This is a genomic window from uncultured Sphingomonas sp. (genome assembly GCF_964244265.1).
Lineage (GTDB): Bacteria > Pseudomonadota > Alphaproteobacteria > Sphingomonadales > Sphingomonadaceae > Sphingomonas.
Genome location: NZ_CAXTHV010000004.1, coordinates 72956 through 98353, shown reverse-complemented (window position 1 = coordinate 98353; position 25398 = coordinate 72956). Strand labels below are relative to the sequence as shown.

Annotated in this window: 24 protein-coding genes; 12 read left to right on the top strand and 12 right to left on the bottom strand. The window is 66.7% G+C overall.

Features of this window, described 5'->3' with window-relative positions:
- Positions 1 to 13 precede the first annotated feature (13 nt).
- On the bottom strand, positions 14 to 2278 hold the full coding sequence (locus tag ACFE7K_RS02775) for a TonB-dependent receptor (protein ID WP_375396633.1): 2265 nt from the start codon (positions 2276 to 2278) through the stop codon (positions 14 to 16).
- 135 nt (positions 2279 to 2413) lie between these two features.
- Here ACFE7K_RS02775 and ACFE7K_RS02770 point away from each other — a divergent pair, with 135 nt between their 5' ends.
- A complete protein-coding gene (locus tag ACFE7K_RS02770; RefSeq protein WP_375396632.1) occupies positions 2414 to 3322 on the top strand; it encodes a LysR family transcriptional regulator in 909 nt (302 codons plus the stop codon).
- Between the two features lie 22 nt (positions 3323 to 3344).
- Here ACFE7K_RS02770 and ACFE7K_RS02765 read toward each other — a convergent pair whose 3' ends face one another.
- Positions 3345 to 4271, bottom strand: coding sequence for a 3-keto-5-aminohexanoate cleavage protein (locus tag ACFE7K_RS02765; protein WP_375396631.1), 927 nt, complete (start codon positions 4269 to 4271; stop codon positions 3345 to 3347).
- 250 nt (positions 4272 to 4521) lie between these two features.
- Between ACFE7K_RS02765 and ACFE7K_RS02760 the strand changes: the two genes are divergently transcribed.
- Positions 4522 to 5751, top strand: a complete 1230-nt coding sequence (locus ACFE7K_RS02760) for an MFS transporter (protein ID WP_375396630.1) — start codon at positions 4522 to 4524, stop codon at positions 5749 to 5751.
- Here ACFE7K_RS02760 and ACFE7K_RS02755 read toward each other — a convergent pair.
- The gene (locus ACFE7K_RS02755) at positions 5748 to 6320 is read right to left on the bottom strand and encodes a TetR/AcrR family transcriptional regulator (RefSeq protein ID WP_375396629.1); all 573 of its coding nucleotides are present in this window, start codon (positions 6318 to 6320) and stop codon (positions 5748 to 5750) included. The two genes, ACFE7K_RS02760 and ACFE7K_RS02755, sit on opposite strands and share 4 nt — an antisense overlap.
- Before the next feature lie 75 nt (positions 6321 to 6395).
- Here ACFE7K_RS02755 and ACFE7K_RS02750 point away from each other — a divergent pair, with 75 nt between their 5' ends.
- From ACFE7K_RS02750 to ACFE7K_RS02735, 4 genes are read left to right on the top strand one after another with little or no spacing between them, the layout of a single operon-like run.
- Entirely contained in the window at positions 6396 to 7079 is a 684-nt protein-coding gene (locus tag ACFE7K_RS02750) for a glutathione S-transferase family protein (protein ID WP_375396628.1), read from the top strand.
- Positions 7076 to 7699 carry an NAD(P)-dependent oxidoreductase gene (locus tag ACFE7K_RS02745; RefSeq protein WP_375396627.1) on the top strand — a complete coding sequence of 208 codons (624 nt, stop codon included), beginning with the start codon at positions 7076 to 7078 and terminating at the stop codon, positions 7697 to 7699. Before ACFE7K_RS02750 ends, ACFE7K_RS02745 begins: the two co-directional genes overlap by 4 nt.
- Positions 7700 to 7702: 3 nt before the next feature.
- Entirely contained in the window at positions 7703 to 8896 is a 1194-nt protein-coding gene (locus tag ACFE7K_RS02740) for an MFS transporter (protein ID WP_375396626.1), read from the top strand.
- A 24-nt stretch (positions 8897 to 8920) separates the two neighbouring features.
- The gene (locus ACFE7K_RS02735) at positions 8921 to 9562 is read left to right on the top strand and encodes a DsbA family protein (protein ID WP_375396625.1); all 642 of its coding nucleotides are present in this window, start codon (positions 8921 to 8923) and stop codon (positions 9560 to 9562) included.
- 19 nt (positions 9563 to 9581) lie between these two features.
- Here the strand turns inward: ACFE7K_RS02735 and ACFE7K_RS02730 are convergent, their stop codons facing one another.
- On the bottom strand, positions 9582 to 10475 hold the full coding sequence (locus ACFE7K_RS02730) for an AraC family transcriptional regulator N-terminal domain-containing protein (RefSeq protein WP_375396624.1): 894 nt from the start codon (positions 10473 to 10475) through the stop codon (positions 9582 to 9584).
- Between the two features lie 137 nt (positions 10476 to 10612).
- Between ACFE7K_RS02730 and ACFE7K_RS02725 the strand changes: the two genes are divergently transcribed.
- Positions 10613 to 11368 carry an SDR family NAD(P)-dependent oxidoreductase gene (locus ACFE7K_RS02725; RefSeq protein WP_375396623.1) on the top strand — a complete coding sequence of 252 codons (756 nt, stop codon included), beginning with the start codon at positions 10613 to 10615 and terminating at the stop codon, positions 11366 to 11368.
- A gap of 22 nt (positions 11369 to 11390) precedes the next feature.
- Here ACFE7K_RS02725 and ACFE7K_RS02720 read toward each other — a convergent pair whose 3' ends face one another.
- A complete protein-coding gene (locus ACFE7K_RS02720; RefSeq protein ID WP_375396622.1) occupies positions 11391 to 11798 on the bottom strand; it encodes a hypothetical protein in 408 nt (135 codons plus the stop codon).
- A 142-nt stretch (positions 11799 to 11940) separates the two neighbouring features.
- Here ACFE7K_RS02720 and ACFE7K_RS02715 point away from each other — a divergent pair, with 142 nt between their 5' ends.
- The 5 genes from ACFE7K_RS02715 (at position 11941) to ACFE7K_RS02695 (ending at position 15978) form a co-directional block, all read left to right on the top strand.
- Entirely contained in the window at positions 11941 to 12543 is a 603-nt protein-coding gene (locus ACFE7K_RS02715) for a TetR/AcrR family transcriptional regulator (RefSeq protein WP_375396653.1), read from the top strand.
- Positions 12544 to 12735: 192 nt separating this feature from the next.
- Entirely contained in the window at positions 12736 to 13143 is a 408-nt protein-coding gene (locus tag ACFE7K_RS02710) for an alpha/beta fold hydrolase (protein WP_375396621.1), read from the top strand.
- A 255-nt stretch (positions 13144 to 13398) separates the two neighbouring features.
- Entirely contained in the window at positions 13399 to 13542 is a 144-nt protein-coding gene (locus tag ACFE7K_RS02705) for a hypothetical protein (RefSeq protein ID WP_375396620.1), read from the top strand.
- The gene (locus ACFE7K_RS02700) at positions 13539 to 14801 is read left to right on the top strand and encodes an MFS transporter (RefSeq protein ID WP_375396619.1); all 1263 of its coding nucleotides are present in this window, start codon (positions 13539 to 13541) and stop codon (positions 14799 to 14801) included. Before ACFE7K_RS02705 ends, ACFE7K_RS02700 begins: the two co-directional genes overlap by 4 nt.
- Before the next feature lie 394 nt (positions 14802 to 15195).
- A complete protein-coding gene (locus ACFE7K_RS02695; protein WP_375396618.1) occupies positions 15196 to 15978 on the top strand; it encodes an SDR family NAD(P)-dependent oxidoreductase in 783 nt (260 codons plus the stop codon).
- A 27-nt stretch (positions 15979 to 16005) separates the two neighbouring features.
- Here the strand turns inward: ACFE7K_RS02695 and ACFE7K_RS02690 are convergent, their stop codons facing one another.
- The 7 genes from ACFE7K_RS02690 to ACFE7K_RS02660 all read right to left on the bottom strand — a co-directional run bounded on the left by ACFE7K_RS02690 (position 16006) and on the right by ACFE7K_RS02660 (position 25225).
- Complete coding sequence (locus ACFE7K_RS02690) at positions 16006 to 17871, bottom strand: flavin-containing monooxygenase (protein ID WP_375396617.1); 1866 nt, start codon at positions 17869 to 17871, stop codon at positions 16006 to 16008.
- A 114-nt stretch (positions 17872 to 17985) separates the two neighbouring features.
- Entirely contained in the window at positions 17986 to 19263 is a 1278-nt protein-coding gene (locus ACFE7K_RS02685; protein ID WP_375396616.1) for an MFS transporter, read from the bottom strand.
- 68 nt (positions 19264 to 19331) lie between these two features.
- The gene (locus tag ACFE7K_RS02680; RefSeq protein ID WP_375396615.1) at positions 19332 to 20516 is read right to left on the bottom strand and encodes a serine hydrolase domain-containing protein; all 1185 of its coding nucleotides are present in this window, start codon (positions 20514 to 20516) and stop codon (positions 19332 to 19334) included.
- Between the two features lie 37 nt (positions 20517 to 20553).
- The gene (locus ACFE7K_RS02675) at positions 20554 to 22752 is read right to left on the bottom strand and encodes a TonB-dependent receptor (protein WP_375396614.1); all 2199 of its coding nucleotides are present in this window, start codon (positions 22750 to 22752) and stop codon (positions 20554 to 20556) included.
- A 120-nt stretch (positions 22753 to 22872) separates the two neighbouring features.
- A complete protein-coding gene (locus ACFE7K_RS02670) occupies positions 22873 to 23655 on the bottom strand; it encodes an enoyl-CoA hydratase/isomerase family protein (RefSeq protein WP_375396613.1) in 783 nt (260 codons plus the stop codon).
- On the bottom strand, positions 23648 to 24085 hold the full coding sequence (locus ACFE7K_RS02665) for a Zn-ribbon domain-containing OB-fold protein (protein WP_375396612.1): 438 nt from the start codon (positions 24083 to 24085) through the stop codon (positions 23648 to 23650). Before ACFE7K_RS02665 ends, ACFE7K_RS02670 begins: the two co-directional genes overlap by 8 nt.
- Positions 24086 to 24088: 3 nt before the next feature.
- Positions 24089 to 25225 carry a thiolase domain-containing protein gene (locus ACFE7K_RS02660; RefSeq protein WP_375396611.1) on the bottom strand — a complete coding sequence of 379 codons (1137 nt, stop codon included), beginning with the start codon at positions 25223 to 25225 and terminating at the stop codon, positions 24089 to 24091.
- Positions 25226 to 25398 lie beyond the last annotated feature (173 nt).

Here is a 25398-nt window from a genome sequence, read left to right as displayed (position 1 = left end):
GTCGAAAGAGGGATCAACGGCTGAACTTCAGCTGGATCATGACGGTCCGGCTCTCCTCCGGCACGCCGAAGACGGCACCGGGAATATTGGGCACTGCAGAGGCGAAGGAAATCGAGGTGGCGTTGGCGAGGTTGCGCCCGATCAGCGACAGCTCGACCCCCAGATCGCGGTCCTTGATCCCGATGCTGCCGTTAAGCGTGTCGAACGTCGGGCCGAACGGCACCGCTGCAGGATTCAGCTGGTGCGATATCGCCGAGCGGTGCGTGACGTCGCCGGCGATGGTCAGCCCGTAACGGTCGCTGAGCGACCCGTCGTAGAAGAACGCGGCCTTGCCGGCGAGCCGTGGGGAGCGAGGCATGCGATTATCGAGACCAGGCGTCTGGTCGAGGTTGCGCGTGCGGGCATAGGTTCCGTCGAGCGTGAAGCGCAGCGCGTGCGTCGCCTGCCACAGCGCATCGAGCTCGGCACCGTCCGAGGCGACGTGCACGTTCTGCACCACGAACACCGAGCCGTTGAACAAATTGTTCTGGAAGTTCTCGACGCGGGTGTGGAAATAGGCGGCGTTGAAGTGCCACCGGCGCCCCGGGCCTTCCAGCTTTAAGCCGGCCTCGATCGTGCGCGCGACCTCGGCCGCGTAGGGCGCATTGACGGGAATGGCGAAGTCGGAAAAGCCGCCGCCCTTGGTGCCCTGGCCCCACGATGCGTAGAGCATCAGCCGCGACGTGGGTTTGTACTGGACCGTCCCCGAGCCATCGAGCGAGGTTTCGGTGCGCGACAGGTGCGTCAGGGCATAGGGCGGATATTGGACGGTCGTGAAGCTGCCGGGGGTGATCAGCAGACGCTGCATGTCCACGCCCTTTGTCTCGCTCGTATAGCGAATGCCGCCGATCACGGTCAGCCGGTCGGTGAGCTTCAGGCTGGGCTGGGCAAACCCCGAGTAGGTATCGGTCGTCTGGTCGAAATAGGCCTGGAACGCGCCTTGCGGGTTGACCGGATAATGCACGCTTTCGAACAGGTCCTGGTACAGCTTGTTGTGCACGTAGAGCCCGCCGACCAGATACTGGAACGCGCCCCCGCCGCTCGACGACAGGCGCACCTCCTGGCTGATCTGGCTGCCGCGAATATACGCGCGGTCGTCGTAATAATTGCCCGGCGTATAGTCATAGTCGATGTAGCGCCGCTGCCTGAATTGCGAATAGCCGGTGATCGAAGTGATCGTGCCGAAGCCCAGGTCATAATCGATCGTGCCCGTCGCACGGTCGCTCCACTGACGCAGCCGTGTCGGCCCGTTGACGTTGTACGTCGCATAGTGGTTGTCGAGATTGGTCTCGTAGGCGCTGGCGTATCCCGCCGCCGTGAACAGCGCGAGGGCGGCGGCGTTGCCGACGATGAACTCGGCCGGAAGCCCGGTGTTACGCAGGAATTCGTGCGAGTAATTGGCGGTGACCGTCAGGGCGGACGCCGGCTTCCACACCGCCGTAACGCGCCCCGCACCCTCGTTGGTCTGGCGCGCATCGCTTTCCGCGGGGGCTTTCTGCACGCGATTGATGAGGTAGCCGCCGAGATCCTGATACTGCCCGGCGACGCGGATCGCGAGGTTCGAGCCGAGCGGCACGTCGACGCCGCCCGACAGCGTCGTCGAGTTGCGGTTGAATTCGTAGCCGGCGGTTGCGTCGACCGCGAAGCGGTCGCCGGGGCGGCGGGTCTGCAGCGTGATCGCGCCGAGGCTGGTATTCTTGCCGAGTACCGCGGCCTGCGTGCCCTTTACCACCTCGATCCGCTCGACATCGAACAGCGACGACAGGAAATCCGCGCCGCGCGCCGCATAGACGCCATCGACGAACAGCGCCACGCCTTGCTCGAACGACACCGGCCCGGGCGCAGTGCCGAGGCCGCGGATCGTCGCGTTGGCGGTGTTGTTGGGCGGACGCTGGATGATCACGCCCGGAACCACAGAGCCTAGCTGCTCGATGGTCGAGATGCCCGAGCGAATCAGCGTTTCGGCCGACACCACCGACACGGTCGCGGGCGTATTCTGGACCGAGGAGGTGCGTTTGAGTGCAGTCACCACGATATCGGCCCCGGTCTGATCCGCGCGCGCGACCGAGGTGCCGGACTGGCTGCCGGGCAAATCCTGCGCGCCGCGTGGCTGCGCCGGGCTGACGCCTTGTTCGGCGGGCGTGCTGTTGGGCGACTGCTGCGCCCAGGCCGGCACGGCGATTCCGGCAAGCGCGGTCGTCGCGACCAGCCGGGCGAGCGTCATCGAGCGAATGTGCATAACCTTCCACCTCTCCTGTTCCGCCTCGGATCGAGCGGTTGGCGATACCATCGGCAGTCGACGACCCGTTGACCAATTGATACCGATCGGCGTTTACATTCACGAAAACTATAGCGGGAGACGGTGATGGTGAACTTGCGGACCTTCGACCTCAACTTGCTGCGCATCTTCGAGGCGATCAACCGCGACGGCAGCGTTTCCAAGGCGGCGGACAATCTCGGGTTGTCGCAGCCGGCGGTCAGCAATGCACTGAACCGGCTGCGCCGGCACTTCGACGATCCGCTTTTCGTACGTACGCAACGCGGCATGGAGCCGACGCCCAAGGCCGAACAGCTGGCGCTCGCGGTGGACCGCGGCATGACGACGATCCGCGCCGGACTGAGCGCGGGAGTGAATTTCGAGCCGGCGCGGTCTGAACGGCATTTCACCTTGCTGATGACCGATGTGGGAGAAATTTCTTTCTTGCCCGTCCTACTCTCCGAAGTGCGCCGACATGCCCCCGGCATCGACGTCAGCGTCATGGAATCGGGGCTCGCGGGCTATGAGGAGTTGCTCGAGAACGGCATGGCCGATCTTGCGATCGGCCGGATCAGGCTGGCGGAGACGCTCTCCTCCGAACTGATCCACTCGAGCCCCTTCGTCGTCTTGCTCAGCCGTGCCCACCCCCGCCTCGGCACGGCACCCGATGGCCGACCGATGCTCACTTACGACGACTATCTGGCCGCGCCGCACGTGCTCGTCAGACCGCGCGGCGCCTCGGGGGATCCGATTCTCGAAGCGCTGGGTGCCGACGCGGCGAAGCGGCGCATCGGTTTGTCCATTCCGCACGCCACGGTACTGCCGATGATCATCGGCGATTCCGAGCTGATCGCCACGGTGCCGGAGGTGTGCGCGCAAAACCTGATCGCAAGCGGCAAGCTGTGCCAGGTCGACGTGCCGTTCCAGATCGAGCGAAACTTCGTCTACCAATGGTGGCACAAGCGCAATACGGCGGACCCCGGGCATCGCTGGTTGCGCGGCGTCTTTGCCTGCGCGGGGATCTAGCAGCGATCGCAAGCTGGCGACGCTAGGACGCCACCCGGTCGCCGCCTTTCAGCCCAAGCATCGCGCGCGCCTCGGCGGGGGTCGCGGGCTCGTGACCCATCTCGTGCAGGATGCGCACGATCTTGGCAACCTGCTCGGCGTTCGAAGCGGCAAGCGTGCCGCGCGCGATCATCAGGCTGTCCTCCAGCCCGACGCGGACATTGCCCCCCATCAGCGCCGCCTGGGTCAGGAACGGCATCTGGTGCCGTCCGGCCGCGAGCACCGACCATTGGTACGTCCCGCGCCCAAACAGCCGGTCGGCGGTCGCCTTCATGAACGTCAGATTCTCCAGGTCGGGGCCGATCCCGCCCATGATCCCGAAGATCATCTGGATGAAAAACGGCGGGGTGACGAGCCCGGCATCGACGAAATGCGCCAGATTGTAGAGATGCCCGACATCGTAGCATTCGTGCTCGAACTTGGTGCCGGACTCCCCCATCCGTTCCAGGATCGTGCGGATGTCGCGAAAGGTGTTGCGGAAGATATAGTCGTCGGAATTGACGACATAGGCCTGCTCCCACGGATGCTTCCACGCGGTGATGCGGTCGGCGGCCTGGAAGAACGCGAAGTTCAGCGACCCCATGTTGAGCGAGCACATCTCCGGCCGGAACCGGAGCGCGGCGGCGAGCCGCTCGTGCACGCTCATCGTGACCGCGCCGCCGGTGGTGATGTTGACGACGGCATCGCTGCGCTGCTTGATGACGGACAGGAAGCGGGCATAGACGTCCGGGTCGCCGGTCGGCGAGCCGTCCTCGGGATTGCGCGCGTGGAGGTGGATGATCGCCGCTCCCGCTTGCGCGGCAGCGATGGATTGCTCGGCGATCTGCTCCGGCGTGACGGGCAGCGCATCCGACATGCTCGGCGTGTGCGCCGATCCGGTCACTGCACAGCTGATGATGATCTTGGCCATGATTCCTCTCGCGCCACACCCCTCCCGGGTGCGTGTCGCCGACACCCGTGCCGTGCGGCGGCGGGCGAGACAAATCAACGCAGCGGCCCGACACCATTGATCGCCGAAATATCGCAAGCGGCATAGAGATTGCCTGCGGCATCATTTTCGATGATACATTGCCGGCGGCCGGGTGATTTGCTCAGCCGCCCCGTAGGCGCGACACCCGCATAGAGCCGCGCAACGACGCGGCGACGGAAGAGGATCCGGCATGCATCATCGACCGATTGCGCGGCAGGGCGACCCCGCCGCCATGTCGTCCGGCGCGGCGCCGGTCACGATCTTCCTGTGCTGCGCGATCGCCTTTCTCGATGGGGCCGATACCCAGGCGGTAGCGATCGCCGCACCACTGATCGCGCGTGATCTCGCGATCGGCCCCGGGGCGCTCGGCGTGATCTTTTCCGTCAGCCTGCTCGGCGCCGCGCTCGGCGCGGTCGGTTGCGGATCGCTGGCCGACCGTTTCGGGCCAAAGCGGGTCCTGCTGCTGTGCACCTTGTGGTTCGGCGGCTTTCAATTGGCAACCGCGCAGGTCGACGGCTATGCCCCCTTGTTCGTGCTGCGCTTCCTGGCGGGCCTCGGCCTCGGTGGTGCCGCGCCCTGCTTCCTGGGGCTAGCGGCGGCACAGGTCGCGCCGCGGCATCGGGCCCGGCTGCTGGGACTTTTATGGGGCTGTTTCCCGATCGGCGGTTTCGTCGGCGGCTTCGTCAATGGCTGGATCGTCGAGCATCGCGCCTGGCAGACGGTCTTCACCGTCGGCGGCGTCGCGCCGCTGGTCGTCGCCGCGCTCCTGGCGGTGCTGGCGAACGAGGCGCGGCGGGCCGTCGCGCCATCCGGCGCCGCATCGCCGCGCGGCGATCCCTTCGCGCTCTGGCGCGACGCGGCGCTGCGCCGCCGCATGACATTGTTGTGCTGCATCGGCTTCGGCGCGTTCGGAACGCTGGCCGGGATCGTCGTCTGGATGCCGACGATCCTGGTCGGCGCGGGTTTTCGTCCGGGGCAAGGCGGGGTGGCGCTGTCATGGAATGCGGTCGGCGCGCTGGTCAGCATGACCTCGGCCGGCTTCCTGCTGGAGCGCTTCGGTGCGCGCGTGCTCGCAATCGGCTTTGCGGCGGCGACGCTGCTGATGATCGGCCTCGGTCTGTCGCTGGGTTCGCTCGTCGCGGTGGCCGCCTGCATGGCATTGCTCGGCGTCGCGCTCGGCGTAGCCGCATCGGGTGGTATCGCGGCGACCGGCGCATCGCTGCCCGCTGCCTTGCAGTCGAGCGGACTCGGCTGGGCAATGGGCATGGGTCGGCTGGGGCAGGTCGCGCTGCCCTTGCTGATGGGTCTGGCGTTGCAGCGCGGTATCCCGGCAGGGTTGGTGCTGGCGGTGAGCGCCGCCCTGCCGCTGGCCGGCGCGCTCGCCGCGCTGCGGATATCTGCCACCGTTCAAAACCGCTAACCGCGCAGCAATGTCGCAGCCGCACGCTTGGCCGAACGTCCCGGCTGGGCCACACCTTTCAGGTATGCCTCGGTGACCGCACCGTCGAGCAGGAGAACGATCTGGTCGGCCAGCTCGGCGCGGTTCGCGCGGGTGTCGTTGATCAGCCCGAAGACATGGTCGCGGAGCGAGCTCTTGTAGGCGTGCACCAGCGCGTAGACCGGGCCTGACGGCTCCGCGGGCTGAAGGCTTGCGTGGATGAAGGGGCAGCCGCGATAATCCGGCTCATGTGACTTGCCATCGAGGTGGTCGAACACGGCGAGGATACGCTCTTCCTCGGATCGACCCTTGGTCTCCATCTCCCGCAATTCGTGCAGCGTCGTCTCCGCCAGCTCCGAGTAGACGGCCAGGATCAGTGCCTCTTTAGAGGCGAAGTTGTTGTAGAGCGTCATCCGCGCGACGCCCGCGCTGTCGGTCACGTCGTTGATGCCGACATTGGCCGCACCGCGCCGCATGAACAGGTCGCGGGCCGTCGCCAGCAGGCGTGTGCGCCCGGCCGGCTCGCGAGCCTTGGCATTCGATTCCGCCATTTGCGGTCTCCTCTTGATAAAGATCGTCCGAATATTAGATAGACCGATATACCTAGTTACTCAAGGAGGCCGTCGATGGCCGAGATCAAATTCTGGTTCTCTCCGGGTGCCTGCTCGCTCGCCCCGCACGTGCTGCTCCACGAGATCGGCGTGGCGTTCGAGGCGGTGACGACGAACGTGTTCGACGGCGCGCAGCTGACCGCGGCGTTCGCCCGCATCAACCCGAAGCAGCGGGTGCCGGTGCTCGCGCTCGACGGGCAGGTGATCACCGAAGTGCCGGCGATCGCCACCGCGATCGCCGACCTCGCCCCGGAGCGGCACTTGATGGGACGCACGCCGCTCGACCGCGCGAAGATCTATGAGTGGATGAGCTGGCTGTCGGGCACCCTGCACGGCCAGGGGTTCGGCGCGCTGTGGCGGCCCGAGCGGTTTTCCGACGATCCGGACGTTTTCGACAGCATCCGCGCCAAGGGCCGGACGATCATCGCCGACTGCTTCGACGCGATCGAGGGCAAGCTGTCGGGGCCGTATTCGACCGGAAGCGCCTTCACGGCCGCCGATCCGTACCTGCTGGTCTTCTATCGCTGGGGCAACGGCATCGGCTTCGACCTGCCGGCGACACACCCCCATTACACCGACTTTGCCCGGGCGCTCGTACAGCGGGCGTCGGTCGCAGCGGCGATGATCGCCGAAGGGATCGCCGATCAGGCGCTCACGGACGACCCCGCCACCCGTTCAACACAAGGAAGCATATCATGAAGATCGCCCTTATCGGCGCCACCGGCTTCGTCGGCAGCGGCATCCTGTCGGAGGCGCTGGACCGCGGCCACGACGTCACCGCGATCGAGCGTAATCCCGACAAGCTGCCGACGCATCGCAGGTTGAAGGGCGTCAAGGCCGATGTGGCCGATCGCGCGGAACTCGCGTCGCTGGTCGCCGGACATGATGTGGTGATCAGCGCGTTCAATCCGGGCAAGGACGCGAGCGGCACCGGCACGCGGTCGATCATCGATGCCGTCAAGCAAGCGGGCGTCGCGCGCCTCGTCGTCGTCGGCGGCGCGGGTTCGCTCGAGGTCGCGCCGGGGCAGCGCCTGGTCGACCAGCCCGAGTTTCCGGCGGAGTGGAAGGACGGATCGCTCAAGACAGCCGCGTTCCTGGAAGACCTGCGCGGCGAGACCGAGCTGAACTGGACCTTCCTGTGTCCGGCCGCGATGATCGCGCCGGGCGAGCGGACGGGCACATACCGCGTCGGCGGCGACCAGTTGCTGACGGGCGACGATGGCCAGAGCCGGATCTCGATCCCGGATTACGCGGTCGCCATGCTCGACGAGGTCGAAACGCCACAGCATCCCCGTCAGCGCTTTTCGGTCGCGTATTAAGCGATGACGGGCGCGGCCCCAACGCAGCGCACCTGGTCTCCGGGCGTCGTCCACACCGTGCTGGCGCTGGGCGGCTTCGCGATCGGCACCACCGAGTTCGCGACGATGAGCCTGCTGCCGGCGTTCAGCAAGGGGATGGGCGTCGATGCCCCGACCGGCGGCCACGTCATCAGCGCCTATGCGCTGGGCGTGGTGGTGGGGGCACCGCTGTTCGCGGTGCTCGGCGCGAAGCTGAGCCGGCGCAATTTGCTGGTGATCCTGATGGGCTGGTTCGCGCTGGGCAATGCGTTGAGCGCGTTTGCGCCGAGTTTCGGCGCCCTGCTCGCGTTGCGCTTCGTCACTGGCCTGCCGCACGGCGCCTATTTCGGGGTCGCCGCGCTGGTCGCGGCAGGGCTTGTGCCGGAAGCGCGGCGAACGGTGGCGATCGGGCGGGTGCTCACCGGGCTCGCCGTCGCCACGATCGTCGGCGTGCCGCTCGCCAATCTGGTCGGCCAGTGGCTGGGATGGCGCTGGGGCTTCGGGGTGGTGGCGGCGCTCGCGGCGCTGACGGTCGCGCTGGTGATGGTCGTCGTGGCCGCCGATCGGCCGGACAAGGACGCCTCCCCGCTGCGCGAGCTTGGCGCGCTCAGGAAAGCGCAAGTGTGGCTGACGCTGGCGATCGGCGCGGTCGGATTCGGCGGCATGTTCGCGGTCTATACCTATCTCACCGCCACGCTCTCGGCGGTCACCCACGCGTCGGCCTATGCCGTCCCGCTCGTGCTCGCGGTATTCGGCGTTGGCATGACGGTGGGCAATTTCGTCATCCCCCGCTTCGCCGATCGCGCGCTGATGCCCGTCGCGGGCGGGCTGCTCGCGTTCAGCGCGGTTGCGCTGGCGATCTATCCGTTCGCAGCCACGCATCTGTGGTCGATCACGATCGTGGTGGCGGCAATCGGCATCGGCGGCGCGCTCGGCGCGGTGCTCCAGACGCGGCTGATGGACGTAGCGGGCGACGCGCAATCGCTGGCGGCAGCACTCAACCACTCGGCGTTCAACACCGCCAACGCGCTCGGCCCCTGGCTCGGCGGGCTCGCGATCACCGCCGGCTACGGTCTGACCTCGACCGGCTGGGTCGGCTGCGGCCTCGCGCTGGGCGGCCTCGCGATCTGGGCGGTCGCGCTGCTCGTCGAACGCAGCGGCACATCCAGGTCTGACTGATCGATACCTTGAAAGGAACACGACATGCGCTCTCTCCTCTATCTTTACGATCCGCTGTGCGGCTGGTGCTACGCCGCCACGTCCGGCATCGCCCGTCTGCGCGCCGCGGGCGTCGTGGTCAGCCTGCGCCCCACGGGCCTGTTCTCCGATCCGGGCCGCGTGATGACGCCCGAGTTCGCGGACTATGCCTGGAAGAACGACCAGCGCATCGCCGCGATGACGGGGCAGACCTTCACCAAGGCCTATCACCGGCAGGTCCTGCAGGCACCGGGCACGGCGTTCGATTCGACCAACGCGATTCTCGCCCTGACCGCGGTGGCGATCGACTCGCCCGACGGTGAGGCCGATGCGCTGCGGGCCGTGCAGGAGGCGCGCTACGTTGCCGGCCGTGACATCACCGACATCGCAACGCTCGGCACGATCCTGACCGAAGCCGGTTATCCGGGCGCCGCCGCCGCATTCGACGCCCGCGCGGCGACGCTGTTGTCGGCCAACGCCGCCCGCCTCGCGGCGGGCCAGGCGTTGATGCGCGAGGTCGGCGGGTCGGGCGTGCCGACGCTGGTGATGGTCGATGGCGCCAGCCGGCGGCTGCTCGACAGCGACGCGCTTTATGGTCCGTCAGATGGCCTGCTAGCGCGATTCGCGGCGACACTTGCGCTCGCATAAGACCGAGCGCCGGTGCGGGTCAGGCCGCCGCCCTGGTACGCGCCTTCACCATCTTCAGGTCGCGCGCGGGCGGCAGGCCGAACATGCGCCCATAGTCGCGCGTGAATTGCGGAACGCTCTCGTAACCGACATCGTGGGCGGCACTGCCGATGCTGACGCCATCGGTCAGCATCATGCGCCGCGCCTCGATCAGTCGCAGCTGCTTCTGGAACTTGAGCGGCGTCAGCGAGGTGATGCTGCGAAAATGCTCGTGGAACGAGGACGCGCTCATCCCCGCCGCCTCGGCCAGCCGCGCGACGCGGAGCGGGCCGGCGAAGCCTTCGCGGATCACCGCGACCGCACGGGCAACGCGCTGCGCATGGCTGTCGGCGACGCCCAGGCTGCGGATCGCGCCGCCGTGGCGCCCGGACAGCAGCCAGAAATGCAGCTCACGGATCAGCTGTACCTCGAGCACCGGCCGCGACGCCGGGCGATCGAGCAGCCGCAACAGGCGCAGTGCCGCGTCCGCCACCTCGCGCTCGGTCGCGTCGACCCGCACCGGCGTGTCGGCGACGAAGGGCGCCGAACCCATCTCGACGACCAGCCCCTCGATCACGGCCGGGTCGAGGTCGATCACCACCGCGATATAAGGCTGGCCCGCGCTGGCCTGCGTGATCTGGCTGACGGTCGGCACGTCGGCGGTGATCAGCAGCGATTCGCCCGCGCCGAAATCGAACGCGCTGCCGCCCATGACGACCCGCTTGCGCCCCTGCCGGACCAGCGCGACCAGCGGGCGCGACACCGCATAATGCAACACGGTCGGCGCGATTTCGCGCAGGACCGTCAGGCCGGGAATCGGCGTGCGGGCGACCCCGTCATCGTCGGCATGGCTTTCGGCGTAGCGGCGGGCGCGATCGAGCAGCGTGTCGTCCATGCAGCGGATGTGGCCGTATTCGCGTCGGCCGGCAACGGGTTTGGAGGATCGGGCAAGAAGCGGCGAGGAACCGGCAACACGCAGGTCGCCGCATCCGCCATATTCGAAATATCGCACGACCAACCGAAGGACAGCCCGTGACCACCATCTCGCTCGTGACCGGAGCCAGCCGCGGGCTGGGCCGCAACACCGCCATCAGCATCGCGCGCCATGGCGGCGACGTCGTCCTGACCTATCGCACCAGCGCCGAGGATGCCATGGCGGTCGTGGCGGAGATCGCAGCGCTGGGCCGCAAGGCCGTCGCGCTGCCGCTGGACGTCGGTGACCTCGCGTCCTTCCCGGGCTTTGGCGAGCAGCTGCGCGACGCCCTGACGACCCTGTGGAACCGCGACAATGTCGATCACCTCGTCAACAATGCCGGCCACGGCGTCATGGCCAGCATATCCGAGACGACCGAAGCGCAGTTCGACGCGTTGTTCGACGTCCATGTAAAGGGCGTGTTCTTCCTCACCCAGGCGCTCGCGCCGCTGATCGCGGACGGCGGACGGATCGTCAACATCTCGAGCGGCCTGACGCGCGTATCGTTTCCTGGCTTCTCCGCTTATGCCGCGGCCAAGGGCGCGGTCGAGATTCTCACCGTCTACATGGCCAGGGAGTTCGGCAGCCGCGGCATCACCGTCAACACTGTCGCGCCCGGCGCGATCGAGACCGACTTCCTCGGCGGCGCGGTGCGCGACACTCCCGATTACAACAAGGGGTTCGCCGATATGACCACGCTCGGCCGGGTCGGCACGCCGGACGACATCGGGCCGATGGTCGCCAGCCTGCTCGGCGCCGACAATCGCTGGATGACGGCGCAGCGCATCGAGGTGTCGGGCGGGCAGACGATCTGACGGCAGTGGATATGCGTATACGTTATAGCTGCGATGCCAGCTTGCCCGCGCGTTGCGGTGCCGCGATCAGTTGCTCGACCAGTTCGGGCGTCCACTGGACATATTCGACGACGGCGCCGTCCCGATGACGCGCATACATCATGCGGCCGGTCGGCACCGCGGCGATGTCCTGGGTGATCTCCGCCCCGGCGTCGACAAGCAGCGCCCGCGTCTCGTCGATGTCGGTCACGATCCAGGGACCGAGGCTGCCCCGGATCGGTGCCAGCGCATCGTCCGTCCCGCCGACGATGAGCACATCGCCGATTCCGATCAATTGCCACGGATCGAAGCGGAAGCGCAAATGCGGCTCGCTCGCGTGCAGCGGGCGCAGGATGCGGAGCGTTGCCTCCGCATCGTTGGTGAAGATGCGGGTATAGGTCTTGAGGATCATGTCGGTTCTCCAGCATGGCAAAGCCGCAGGCCTGTGCGGGTGCGAGGCCGCCGCGCCGTTGCCACTGGTGCTTTTCCTGATTGCTATCGTTCGCTAAAGAACATGGCGACAGCGCAGGTCAAGAGGTTATTTAGTGAACGATATGGATTTACGGGGGAAGTCACGCGGAGGACGACCGCGCGGCTTCGATCGCGACGCCGCCGTCGCCACCGCGATGGCGCTGTTCTGGCGGCACGGCTATGACGGCGTGTCGATCGGCGATCTGACCGAGGCGATCGGCATCGCCCCACCCAGCCTCTACGCCGCCTTCGGCAGCAAGGCGCTGCTTTATGGTGAGGTGCTCGACCGCTACGCCACCGGCCCGGGCGCGCTGGACCTGTCGATCCTCGACCAGGCGGCCGACCTGCGGGACGGCGTCGGCGCGGTGCTGGCCGCAGCGATCGCATCGGTATCCGCCAGCGGGCAGGCCTGCATGATCTTCAACGGCATGCTGGCCTGTCACCGCGACCACGACGCGCTCGCCCGCGACCTCACCGAGCGCCGTGCGGCATTCGAGAGGCAGTTGCAGGACAAGCTCGGTCGCTGGGTCAAGCCGGCGGAGGCAGCGTCCCTAGCGCGCTATATCGTTGCCGTCATGCAGGGCATGTCGGTCCACGCGCGCGACGGCGCCACGCTCGCCGAGCTGGCGAGCATCGCCGATCATGCCAAGGCTGCGCTACCGCCGTCGCCACATCATTTGGCATGAACAGGCCATCCCTCCCTCGCGTCGCTGTCGTCGACCGATATCGCAACATAAAAAGTTGCATGAGACAGGATAGTCGCCTGTCGGGTGTGCTCCACATCCTGATTCACCTTATCGAGGCGGAAGCGGCGATCCCTTCCGAAAAGCTGGCGTTGGCGATGTTATCTGCGCGCCGGATCGGGCGCGACGACGATCGTGCTGCTGCACGGCTGGCCGCAAAGTTCGCACGAGTGGCGCCGCGTCATGCCGCTGCTGGCGGATCGCTTCACGGTCGTCGCGCCGGACCTGCCGGGGATCGGCGGACCGGCCGGGCCGGCGGGCGGCGCGGCGGCACCGGTCGCGGCGTTCGGGAAGGCGGCGCTCGCCATAATGACACGGCTCGGCCGACCATGGCGCTGGTCGCGACCGGTCCAAAGTGGCGGCCGTCGAATGACGCGGGGACCGCAGGTGCGAGCAGCGCCGGCGCTCACCCTCGCCATCGGCGCGGCAAATCCCCGCGCTGTCGCTGATCTTGCGTTTCTCGGCGAAGTCGGTCTTCACCAGCATGGCGACCGCCTTGGTCACGCGGTTCCCACCCCGGCGCTGCTCTCCGCCAGAGGGTAGAGGCTGCCGCGGTCGCGGTGGGCGGCGGTGGCGTGCAGGATGGATGCAGCTCGTTGAGCTTGGGCATGAGGGCTCTCCAAATGCAGTTGGAGGCGGAAAGCGCGCCGCCTTGCAGACGCGGAGGAGCGGAATTCCGCTAGAGAATGGCCGCTTTTCTAGGCCGGCGCCAGCCCGCCTTTTACGCCGCCGATGCGCCGTGACGAAACGTGCTCCATCAGATGGCGCCCCCGCCGCCCATCCGCCGGGTTGCACTCGATGGAATTTGCCAGCATCGACAGGGTTGTGGAGAACGAAACCAACAAGCACGACAACATCGTGAGCAGCGGCGTATATGACATCTACAACGAGCTGCGCCTGATCGGCACACGCCCGAACCTGCGCCATCGCCCCAGCGAATGACACCTGATCGAACTCCGCAAGAAGGGCGCGCCAAACGCGGCCCGCTTATCAGCCGCCGATGGCTGGTCGTGCTCGCCGCCGCGGTCGGCATCTCGGTTTCCTCGGTCAACACCTATTCGCTCGGCGTTTTCGTGCGTCCGCTGGAGGCCGAGTTCGGCTGGAGCCGATCCAACATCATGTTGGGGTTGACCATTTCCGCGATCGCCGGGACGCTATTTGGACCACTGGTCGGCCTGATGGTCGACCGCGTCGGGCCGCGACGGATCGGCATCCTCGGTGTTTTCGCTTATTGCGTCACCACGGCGCTGCTGGGGTTGGCGACCAGCTCAATCTTTAGTTGGTGGGGATTGTGGGTGCTAGTCGCCTCCACCGCCGCCCTCATCAAGCCCATGGTATGGACGGCGCCGATCTCGGCCTTGTTCGACAAGGATCGCGGACTGGCGATGTCACTCGCCCTCGCCGGTACCGGCCTTGCCTCCGGCTTTGCGCCATTATTGGCGGAAACCCTGATCGACAGCATCGGTTGGCGTGAGGCCTATGCCGTCATCGGGCTTGGCTGGGGGCTGGTCGCGCTGCTTCTGCTGGTGCCTTTCTTTCATGGCGACGATCACGGCCGCCGCGCGACCCGAACATCGATTTCCACGTCCGCAAGTCTCTCCGGCCTGACGGCGGGCCAGGGTTTCCGCACGAGCTGGTTTCTCAAGCTTTTCCTGACCACGCTGCTCGCCACCATGCTGATCATCTCGATGATGGTGAACATCGTGCCGATGATGCGCGACGGCGGCCTGTCGTCCGGCACCGCCGCGCGGATCGCCGGCATCGCCGGGCTCGCCTCGATCATCGGACGGATTTGCACCGGGCTGCTGCTGGACCGCGTGCACGGCCCCTGGATCGGGGGGGGCGTGCTGCTGCTGCCCGCCATCGCATGTGCCACGCTGCTGGCTGCCGGGGTGCAGGTCTGGTCGTCCATCGCCGCGGTGATCCTGCTGGGGCTCGCGATCGGCGGTGAGCTCGACATCGTTGCATATCTCGCGTCGCGCTATTTCGGGCGGCGTAGCTACGGCACGCTGTTCGGCGCCATTTCCAGCATGCTGAGTGCGGGCACCGCCATTGGCCCTCCGCTCGCCGCCTACGTGTTCGACCGGAGCGGCAGCTACGCGATCTGGTGGTGGCTGATGATCCCGACCAGCGTCACCGCCTCGCTTCTAGTGGCGTCGCTCGGCCGCTACCCTGATTATGAGCAGTCGCCCTGCCCATGAAAGCCGTCGGTTACGCGCTGACGCAGCACCGCCGTCCGAAGAACTCGAGTGCCTGATCGCGCGGGCAGGGAGCGGCAGAAAGCGGATGCTCGTTCCGCGCCTCTCGCATGGCGAGCCGCCGGCGATGCCACTCGCCCCACAACGCGCGCTAGGCTCGACGGAGACAGGCGCGCATCGCGACCGCAGCCCGACATTACCGATTTCGCGCCTGCAGCCTTGTCGACCCGACGACGTCTCGCCCAGTCCGGCGGCACCATGGGGGTGCGATCGTCATGCACCCAATCGCAGGACGCGCGGCGGCGTCGCCTGATCCTGCGCGACAAGTATTCCGCTGCCCGCGACGACGGCTCCCAACAGTCTTGTCGCTCCCGGCGCGGTTCGCCATCGTCGTGAAATGATGGTGACAACAAACCCCACCCCTCTGCGCGACTTGTCCGCGCTCGGCTTCCGTCGGCGGGAGCTGGTGGTGGTCACGGGCGCCGGCAGCGGGATCGGCGAGGCGACGGCACTGATGGCGGGCGCATCGGGCCTCGCGGTCGCGGCGTGGGATGTCGACGCCGCCGCCGCCGAACGGACCGCGGCGTCCATCCGCCACAGCGGCGGCATGGCGATTGCCGCGGCGGTCGACGTCGGTGAAGACCGCGCGGTGGTGGCGGCGTGGGACACGTCGCAGGTGCTCGGCCCCTGCCGCTACCTGGTCAACAATGCCGGGCCGTCCGTGAAGACCATCGGAGCGTTCGAGCAGCTGCTGTCACTTGCGGTGGGCAGCGTCGAGCGGGTCACGCGCACCTGGCTGGAGCGCCATGCCGATGCCGCTGCCGCCGTCGTCAACCTCGCCTCGACCGCCGGCAATTTCCACGGCGCGGGTACATCCCCCGCCAGCCAAGCGTTCTACCCGGCGGCAAAGGCGGCAATCGCCGGCTATACCCGTTTCCTGGCGACGCGCTACCGCGGCATCCCGCGCGCCAACGCGGTCGCCCCCGGCTTTACCCTGACACCGCGCACCGCGGCGAGCGTCGACGCGCCCAACATCCGCGACGCCATGACCCGGATCCCGATCGGCCGCCCGGGTACGGCAGAGGAGATCGCGGCCGCGATCCTGTTCCTGCTGTCGCCGGCCGCCAGCTACGTCAACGGTGTGCTGCTGCCGGTCGACGGCGGGTGGATCACCGCCTGACGCGGTATGCCGGCCTCGGCACCGCCGTCAGTTCGCCGGCTCGCGCGACGCGGTCAGCGCGAGGCCCGGCAGCTCGCCCGAGGCGCGCCAGTCCGCCAGCACCCTGAAATAGGCTGCCGCGCCCTTACCGTAACCAGCGCCGCGCCTAGCCAAATCGGTATTGATCTGCCCTTCGAGGTTGAAGATGCCTGGCGTGCAGCTTTCGAGGAAGTCGGCGTTCAGACGCGACAGCTCGATGATCGTCCGGACCCACTCGGCTTCGCCCTCGGCCGTCACCTCAACGCGCTCGGCCCCGCGCTCCTGCGCGGTGCGCAGGACGTAGGCGACCTGCGTCGCCTGCTCGTCGAGCAGATGCGTAAAGTTGGCGGGCAACGCCGCCTGCACGAACATGAGGAAGAACAGGTTGGGGAAGCCATGAACGAAGATGCCATGCATGGTCGACATCCCGCCGCCCCATTTTTCCGACAGGGTGAGCCCATCCTTGCCGATGATCTCGTAACCGGTGCGGCGGCGGAACGTGGTGCCGATTTCAAAACCGCTCGCGAAGATCAGGCAGTCGACCTCATATTCGACGCCGCCGACCACCACACCGCGTTCGGTGATCCGCTCGACACCCCGTCCGTCGGTATCGACCAGCGTCACGTTGTCGCGGTTGAAGGTCTTCAGATACCCGTCGTGGAAACAAGGCCGCTTGCAGAACTGCCGGTAATAGGGCTTGAGCAGCTCGGCCGTCTTCGGGTCTTCCACCGTGCTCTGGATACGGCGGCGCAGCTGTTCCATCTTCGCGAAGTCGGCGATCTCGATCCGCTGCGCGTCAAGTGTGCTCGCGGCGCCCGCGTCGAGCTCGCCCGCGCCGCCGCGCAGGGTGGAGCGGAGCAGGCTGGCGATGATCTCCGTCCAGCCGTCGTTGACGAGATCGCGATCCACCGCCTCGCCCGACGTGATGGCGTTGAAGTTCTCACGTCGTTCCTTCTGCCACCCCGGCGCAAGGCCTCGGGCCCAGCCGCGGTCGGTCGGGCGATCGTTGCGCACGTCGATCGAGGAGGGCGTGCGCTGGAAGACATAGAGGTGCTTCGCGCTCGCGCCGACGTGCGGGATGCATTGCACGCCGGTCGCACCCGTGCCGATGATGCCCACACGCTTGCCGGCCAGACCGTCGAGCCCGCCCTCGGGTCCGCCGCCCGTGTAGTCATAGTCCCAGCGACTGGTGTGGAACATGTGGCCCTTGAAGCTCTCGACGCCGGGTATGCCGGGCAGCTTGGGCTTGTTTGCCGGGCCGTTCGCGACCACCACGAAGCTTGCCCAGATCACATCGCCCCGGTTGGTCGATACGCGCCAGCGTCCGCGCCCCTCATCCCAGCGCGCCTCCGCCACATCGGTCTGGAGCAGTGCCCGGTCGTACAGCCCGAACTGCGTCGCGATGCGCCGGCAATGCTCCAGGATTTCGGCCGCTGGCGTGTACTTCTTGCGCGGCATGAAGCCGGTCTCTTCCAGGAGCGGCAGGTAGATATAGGATTCGACGTCGCACGCCGCCCCAGGATAGCGATTCCAATACCAGGTGCCGCCGAAATCGCCGCCGCGTTCGATGACACGGATATCGTCATATCCCGCCTCGCGCAGCCGCGCCGCCGCGAGTAGCCCGCCGAAGCCGCCGCCGATGATGACGACGTCGTTCTCCTCCTCGAGTGCGCCACGCTCCAGCCGCTCGACATAGGGGTCTTCCAGAAACGCCGCGAACTCGCCCGTCAGCTCGACATACTGCTTGTTGCCGTCGGCCCGCAGGCGCTTGTCGCGCTCCTCGCGATAGCGGCGGCGGAGCATATCTGGATCGAATTCCAGCGAAACCGGGCTCTCGCCTTGGTCCAAGACTACCGCCGTCAGATCGACCGCCATTCGCCTCTCTCCTCTCAGCTTCGGTACTGCCGCCGACGTCGGCCGTGGGTCGATACCGATCGCGCAACCGTTTTTCTGGAACGCGCTATACTTTTTAGGAAGCCCCCCGGTTTGTCAATCTTGCGATAAATCGTTACACCCCTGCGCGTAGACGGCGCTCTGCCGCACCGCCGCGACGCGCGCTAGCGCCAGGCCGATCAGCGAGGTCGCTACCAGCACGACCGCGATCGCCTGCCGCACCATCTTCTCGTCGCCGAACACATGGTCGGTGATCAGCGCGATGCAGAGCGGACCGAGGCCCGATCCGATCACGCTGGCGACGACCTGGTACATCGCCATGGTTCGCCCGCGCGCGGTCGTCGGCACGCTCTCCGGCAGCACGGCGAGGGCGGAGGTCGCGAGAAACGTCGTCAGAAGGATGCAGGCGGCGTAGGCGAAAAGGGTCGGCGCGAAGGCCGTGAGGCTCGCAAGGGTCAGCCCCACGAGGATCTGCGCCGCAAAGGCGAGCATGACGAAATGCAGGCGTCCGCGATCTCGACGGGTGCGCGCCATCGAGTCACTGATCCAACCGCCCAGCACCGGGCCGAGACCGCCGATCAGCAGGTGCATGAGTCCGAGCGAAATGCCTACGTGGCTCGCACGCATATCGTATTCGCGCATCATCATCGTCGCGAGCCAGGCGCCGCTGCCGTAGGCGGCGAGCAGATTGAGCCCGAACGCGCCGAGCAGGCAGGCGACGATCGCTCGTCGACCGGCGAGCACCCGGCCGATGTTGTCCGGCTGGACGGAGGCGGGTGCTGCCGCGCCGCGCCGCGTCGGCTCACGCGCAGTCAATACTAGCGCCGCGACGATGAACCCGGGCAGGCCTACCGCAATATACGTCAGCTGCCAGGGCGCGAAGGATTGCAGCGGCGCCGGTCGCGCCTGCTCGAAGCCATCGAGGAGTATGCCGCCGAGGCCGGTGGAAGCCGCGATGCCGAGGCTGCCGCCCGCCAGCAGCAACCCCATGACCCGTCCGTGCAGCCGCTGAGGAAAGCAGTCCGCGACGATCGACACGGACGCGGGCAGCAGGCATGCCTCGCCGACGCCGACGAGCGTGCGGGTGGCGAACAACCAGCCATAGCTGCTCGCGAAGCCGCTCAGCACGGTCATCAGGCTCCACCCCGCGACGCCGAAGGCGATGATGTTGCGACGGTTGAGGCGATCGGCCAGCCGCCCGATCGGATAGCCGGCGAGAAGGAAGAACAGCGAAAAGGCGAGCCCCTGCAAAAGGCTGACCTGCACGTCGGTTATACCGAAGCTCGCCTTCAAGGACGGAACGAGCAACGCCATGATGTTGCGGTCGAGATTACCGAGAACCCAGGCCAGGACCAGGACGACGACCAGCCACACCTGCCACGGCGCAATCCGGACCGGCGGCTCCGCAGTGTCGGCTGCCGCGGGCGGCACGATCGAAGAGATCATGCAAGGTCGTCCAGTGCTTGATAGACGAGCTGCTTCAGTCTTCGCCGCAGCGGGTGCGCCGGACGAGCCATCGTCTGGGTCATGAAGACACAGGTCAGCCGTTGCGCGGGATCGACCCAGAAGTGGCTGCCTGCAGCGCCGCTCCAGCCGTAATTGCCCGCTGTCCCCGGTGTTTTCTCGGCAACCGGATCGATCACCACGGACCCGAAAAGATTGAAGCCTATGCCGGCCGCGAACGGCTCGCCGAGGATCGGCCGTCCGAACGCGCCGAGCTCCGCGCCACCCGGCAGATGGTTGGCGGTCGCGAAGGCCATCGTCGCGCGGGAGAGCAGCCGTACGCCCTCGACCGTGCCGCCATTGCACAGCATCCGCGCGAAGCGGCAATAGTCGTCGAGCGTCGATGCGAGACCGGCGCCCCCATAGCAGCCCGTCGGCTCTTCCAGGATGCGCGCGCCGGCGGCGGCTTGCAGCGTCAATCCGCCATCGCGGAGGTAAAGCGAGGCCAGCCGCCCCGCCTCGCTGGGCCGAACCTGGAACCCCGTGTCGTTCATCCTCAGCGGCGCAAGCAGCCGCTCGGCTACGAACGCGCCGAATTCCTGGCCGCTCAGCACCTCCACGAGGCGGCCGAGCACGTCACTTGCGACCGAATAATTCCACGCGGCACCTGGGCCGAACAACAGCGGCATCGTCGCGATCCGGCGGCAAGCGATCGCCAGCGGCAACGACTGCAGCCCTGCCCAATCGAGCCCCGCTTCACGATAGAGCGCATCGACCGGATGTTCGGCCGCCGCCGCGAACGTGAGGCCGGCGGTGTGGGTGAACAGGTGCCCGACGCGGATCGGCTCGGTGACCGCCGCAATGTGATCGTGCGATGTGCTTTCGACGAACCGACGCGCGCCCGCGAATTCGGGCAGATAGGCCGACAACGGATCGGCAAGATCGAACGCCCCCTCTTCCCATAGCATGAGCGCTGCCGTTGCCGTGATCGGCTTGGTCATCGAATAGATGCGCCAGATCGTGTCCTCGCAGACTGGCGCGCGCTGCTCCAGCGAGCGCAGGCCGAAACCGCTCCGATGGACCAGCGCGTCCTCGTGTGTCACCGCGACCTGCCAGCCGGCAAGCTCGCCTCGCTCGACGCACCCCCGGAGGTATGCGTCGAGTCTTTCGAAGCGTCCCGTCACGCCCGCAATCGACCTCTTTTGAGGATGATGCGATACGTCAAAAGTTGAACCCGAAACGTGCACCGATCTCACGCGGGCGAGCATAGGCGCCGGAGAATCCTGCCGTGGTGGCACCGCCGCTGGTCAGGTATTTGCGATCGGTAAGGTTACGGCCGAAGACGCCGATATTATACTTGTCGTTCGGCGCGCGCCATGTCGCGGTCGCATTAAGGATGAACAGACTGGGCTGACCGAACCGATGGCCGGGGATCCACTCGAACCGCGTCTTGTAATAGCCATTTGCATCCAAGTCGAACTTGCCGCCACCCAGATCGATGGTCTTTCCGAGTCCGAAGTTGGCCGTCCATCTGGGCGAATATGGCATTCGGGCGCCGGACAGATCCGTGACGAGCTGTGTAGCACCCAACCCGTCGGCGCGCGGAACATAATCGATGGCGTTCGGAAATCGCGAGTATTGCGCGACCGGGAGGTAGCTTACGCCGAGATTGGCGCGTGCGCTGCCGCCAAGCCGTGCATCGGCCTGCAATTCGCCGCCGCGAGTCTTGGCACTGGCTGCATTGAGCAGAATGTTCGTGCCGAGTGCGGGATTGAACGTATTGAACACCGTCAGTTGGATATCATTATATTTATAGTCGAATGCTGCCAGCGTGACGTCGAGCCACGACAATGGACGATCCTTCAGACCGATTTCCCATGCTCCGAGCGTTTCCGGCCGCACCGTGGTCAGCGGCACCGTACGGACCGAGCCGTTGAACTGCCCGCTCTTGAACCCCGTCGATCGCGTCAGATAGATCATGCCGGTGTCGTTGTATTTGAAACGAGCCGTTGCTCGATAGCTGACGTTATCGAACGAGAGCTTGCCGTTGGACGGCCCCAGCGCGACGTTGAGCAGATTGGACACAGACGCGGTCTTGCTCTCGCTCGTGTAGCGCAGGCCGCCGATCAGCGTGAGCCGCCCGATGTCGAGATTGGCCTCGCCGAAAACGGCATTGCTGGTCGTGTTGACGAACGCGCCGGTGTTGGAAGTCACCACCGGTGGGCCGAGCACGGTGCGCACGCCATTGGCAACCGCGCTCAACGGCGCGCTGCTCAAGCCGCTATACGGTGTTTTCGCCCCGGCGTTATAATAGAAATAGCCGACGATCAGGTTGAACGGCCCGCCGAACTTGGTCGATCCGATCACTTCCTGGGTGGTGACGTTCTGGATTCCGTCCGCAAACGAGATCGTCAGCGGCAGGTTCGTCCGATCGACGTCGAAATTGTAGCTGAGCTCGACGCGTCGGGTCGAGGTGGTGGACTCCAGCCCGAATCGTCCCAGGTCCCATGTCACGGTGGCAAAAGCGGTGGTCGAGTTGGAGCGCTGGAACCCCTCGAAGTCGAGGGACGTCGTCAACGGCTCCGTGGCGACGACGACGCCGGCAACGTTGCGGAAGCCGAGCAATCCCTGCTGCGGCACGGTGGTCAGCTCCTGCGAGCTGCGCGTCTTGCTGCGCTCGAAGCCGACGACGGCCTTCAGGTCCGGCGTCGGTTGCAACAGCAGCTTGCCGCGGATGTTGAAGCTGCGCACGCGTGCCAGCTTGCCACCGTTCCAGGCGGGATTGATGTTCCGGACATAGCCGCCGTCGTTGTAGAAATAGCCGTTGAGGCTGACGGCCAAGCCTGGCGCAATGCCGGTCTCGCCATAGGCACTGACCTCGGTCGCATCGAGCCGCGGACCGTAGGAGACCATTCCGCGCAGCGCCGGTTCGGAGCCGGGGTCGCTGGTGATGATGCGGATCGCGCCGCCCGTCGCGTTGCGGCCGAAGAGTGTTCCCTGCGGTCCCTTGAGCACCTCGATACGCTCGATGTTCATGAGGTTGAACGCGTTGGCGCCGGGGCTGGATTGGTAGACATTGTCGACGTAGATCGCGACGTTCTGCTCGTCCCCCGAACCGCCGCCGGCGAAGCCGCCGATGCCGCGGATCGTCGGGCGGAACTGAAATCCCGAATTCTGTGTGACGATTCCGGGGGTGACCTGTTGAAGGTCGCGCGTGCTCAGCAGCCCGGCGCTGGCGATCCGATCGGCGGTCACGACGGAGATGGAGATCGGCACGTCGCGCAGCCGCTCCTCGCGCCGTTGAGCGGTGACGACGATGTCACCGCTGGCGCCGGTATCCTCGTCCTCGGTCCCGACGCCGTCGCCCGATGGCGGCTTCTGCGAGTCTTGCGGGGGTGTGGCGACATTTTGCGCGATCACAGCCGTTGGCGCAATCAACGCCAAACACGCAATCGGTGCTGTCAACTCACGCATCTGAACGTCCTCCCACCTTGGTTGTTGTGTTCTTGGATGTGCTTCGGCCGCCCCGGTCCGGGCGGATCATGGTCGCGGCCACGCGTTGCGGAATATCGGCGCGCGCTTCTCGGCGAAGGCGCGCGGCCCCTCGTGGATGTCACCGGAGAGCAGCACCCGGTGCGCCACGGCCTCGTAAAGCCCCTGCTGCTCCGCGAGCATCAGGTCGCGCCAATATTTGAGGATCTTCTTCGTGCCCCAGACAGCCGTCTGGGAATTGGCCGCGATCGTCGCCGCCTTGCGCAGCGCCTCGTCCATCAGCACCTCGGGTGCGACCAGCTTCTGCACCAGCCCGAGCCGATAGGCATCCTCGGCCGGCAGGCGGTCGCCGGACAACAGCATATCCATCACCGCACCGATCGGCATCAGTCGCGGCAGGACACTGACCGCGACACCGGCGATCACACCCAGCTTCACTTCCGACAGCCCGAACCAAGCGTTGGTGGAAGCGATGCGGATGTCGCAGGAGATCGCGATCTCGCACCCACCGGCAACCGCCAGGCCGTTGACGGCGGCGATAATCGGCTTCTCGCTGTCGGACAGGCCGGCAAGATCAGGCCAACCGTGAACCGGGAAGCGCGTGCCTTCCTCGACCTCGACGGCCATATTCTTGAGGTCTGCGCCCGCGCTGAACGCCTTCTCGCCCGCCCCGGTCACGATCCCGACATACTGCTCCGGGTCGGCATTGAACGCGCGCACCGCCTCTGTCAGATCGGCCATCATCGCGCGAGTGAACGCGTTGTGCGCCGCCGGGCGGTTCAGCGTGAAGATCGTTGTGCGCCCCTCGCGAGCGACCACAATGTCAGACATGGGCATTCTCCCCGCCGGCCGCCGGTACGAAGCGATAGAGTGTCCAGCCCTCGCCGGCGTCGTAGAACTCGATCTGGACGGCCATGCCGATGCACACCGCCGCGGGCGCACACCCGGTCAGATTGGCGATCATGCGCGGCCCCTCGGCCAGCGCCACATGGGCAATGACATACGGTATGTCGGCCTGGTAGGCGAGGGTCGGCCCCCGGTGCACGACGGTGTAGGTATAGACCTCCCCGCGCCCGGACAGCGGCTGCCACTCCCATTCTTGCGAGCCGCAGCGCGGGCAGATTTCGGTCGGAATGAAGCGAAGGTGATCGTTCGGGCAGCGCTGCACCAGCAGCAGGTGCTCGCGCAGCCCGTCCCAGAACGGCCGGTGAAGCGGGGGAAGGTCGCCGGGCGGCAGAAAACGACGGTCGAGCTCGCTCATCGCTCAGTCCCTCGCCAGCACGGCGGCGAAATGGTTCTGGAACACGCCGCCCATGCCGTGGACATAGCCCAGCCGTGCGTCGTCCACCTGCCGCGCGCCGGCAGTGCCGCGCAGCTGTTCAACCACCTCGATCAACCCGAACGTGCCCGACAGACCTGCATGAGTGCAGGACAGATAGCCGCCGCCGGTGTTGGTCGGCAGCCGTCCGTCGATCCGCAGCGCGCCACCCGCGACGAACGGCCCGCCCTCGCCCTTGGCGCAGAAGCCGGCATCTTCCAGACCGATCACGACATTGATCGTGAAATGGTCGGAGATCGACACGACGTCGATCTCGTCACGCACAACGCCCGCCATCCGGAAGGCCGTGTCGGCGGCAACCCCGCCGTTGAAGGTCGTGAGGCTCGGCAGCGAGCCCGGGTCGAGATAGGCGTGAGCCTGCCCATAGCCGAGCAACCGGACCTTGGGCCGGGTGCGGTCGACGCGCTCCGCCTCCGCCACCACCACGCAGCCGGCACCCTGATTGACGATGCAGCTGTCCAGCAGATGCAGCGGCTCGGCGATCATCCGCGACGCGAGCACATCGTCAACGGTTATCGGCCCCTTCGGGCCCATCACCGCGTGGGGATGCAGCGTCGCGCCGAAGCGCTGGGCGACGGCGACTTCGGCGAGCTGTTCGGACGTCGTCCCGAAGTCGTGCATATGGCGCATGGCGATGGCGGCGTGGTCCGCGACGCGGGTGGTCCCCCACAACCATTCGTAAGGCGTTCCAAGTTTCGCCATGTGGAGAATGGCGGCGTTGCGGTCGGCGCTGGTATAGCCGCTGCCCTGGCCCGCACTGACCGTCGGCAGGATGATGACGTCGGCCACGCCGTGCTCGATGGCCCACACGGCGAGACCGACGCCGGCTGCCGTGCTCGCGGCCCCGACGGCGGTCGAACTCTGGAAGCGAAGCGGTCGCCCGAGCAGGTCCGCCATCGCCGCGCCCGGCAACCCGGCGCGGAGACCGACGCCTTCAGGCGCGGGGCCAATCAGGCCGTCGATATCCGTCAGCGTGAGCCCGGCGTCGGCGACCGCGCCCTTCGCGACCTCCCAATATACGTCGGGCTGCGACCGCTGCGACAGATCACCCTGCGGCGTCATGTAGACGCCTGCGATGACCGCCGATCGAGTGCCGAATCGTCCCACCATCTCTCCACTGCGCTATCCGCCGCGCTTAGGAAGAGACTGACACTGCCGGCATGAACTTGCAATGCGTTCCGGTATTGTGAGAGAAAAGATTTCATCCACCTTTTAAGAGGCGGCGCGGAAAGCGG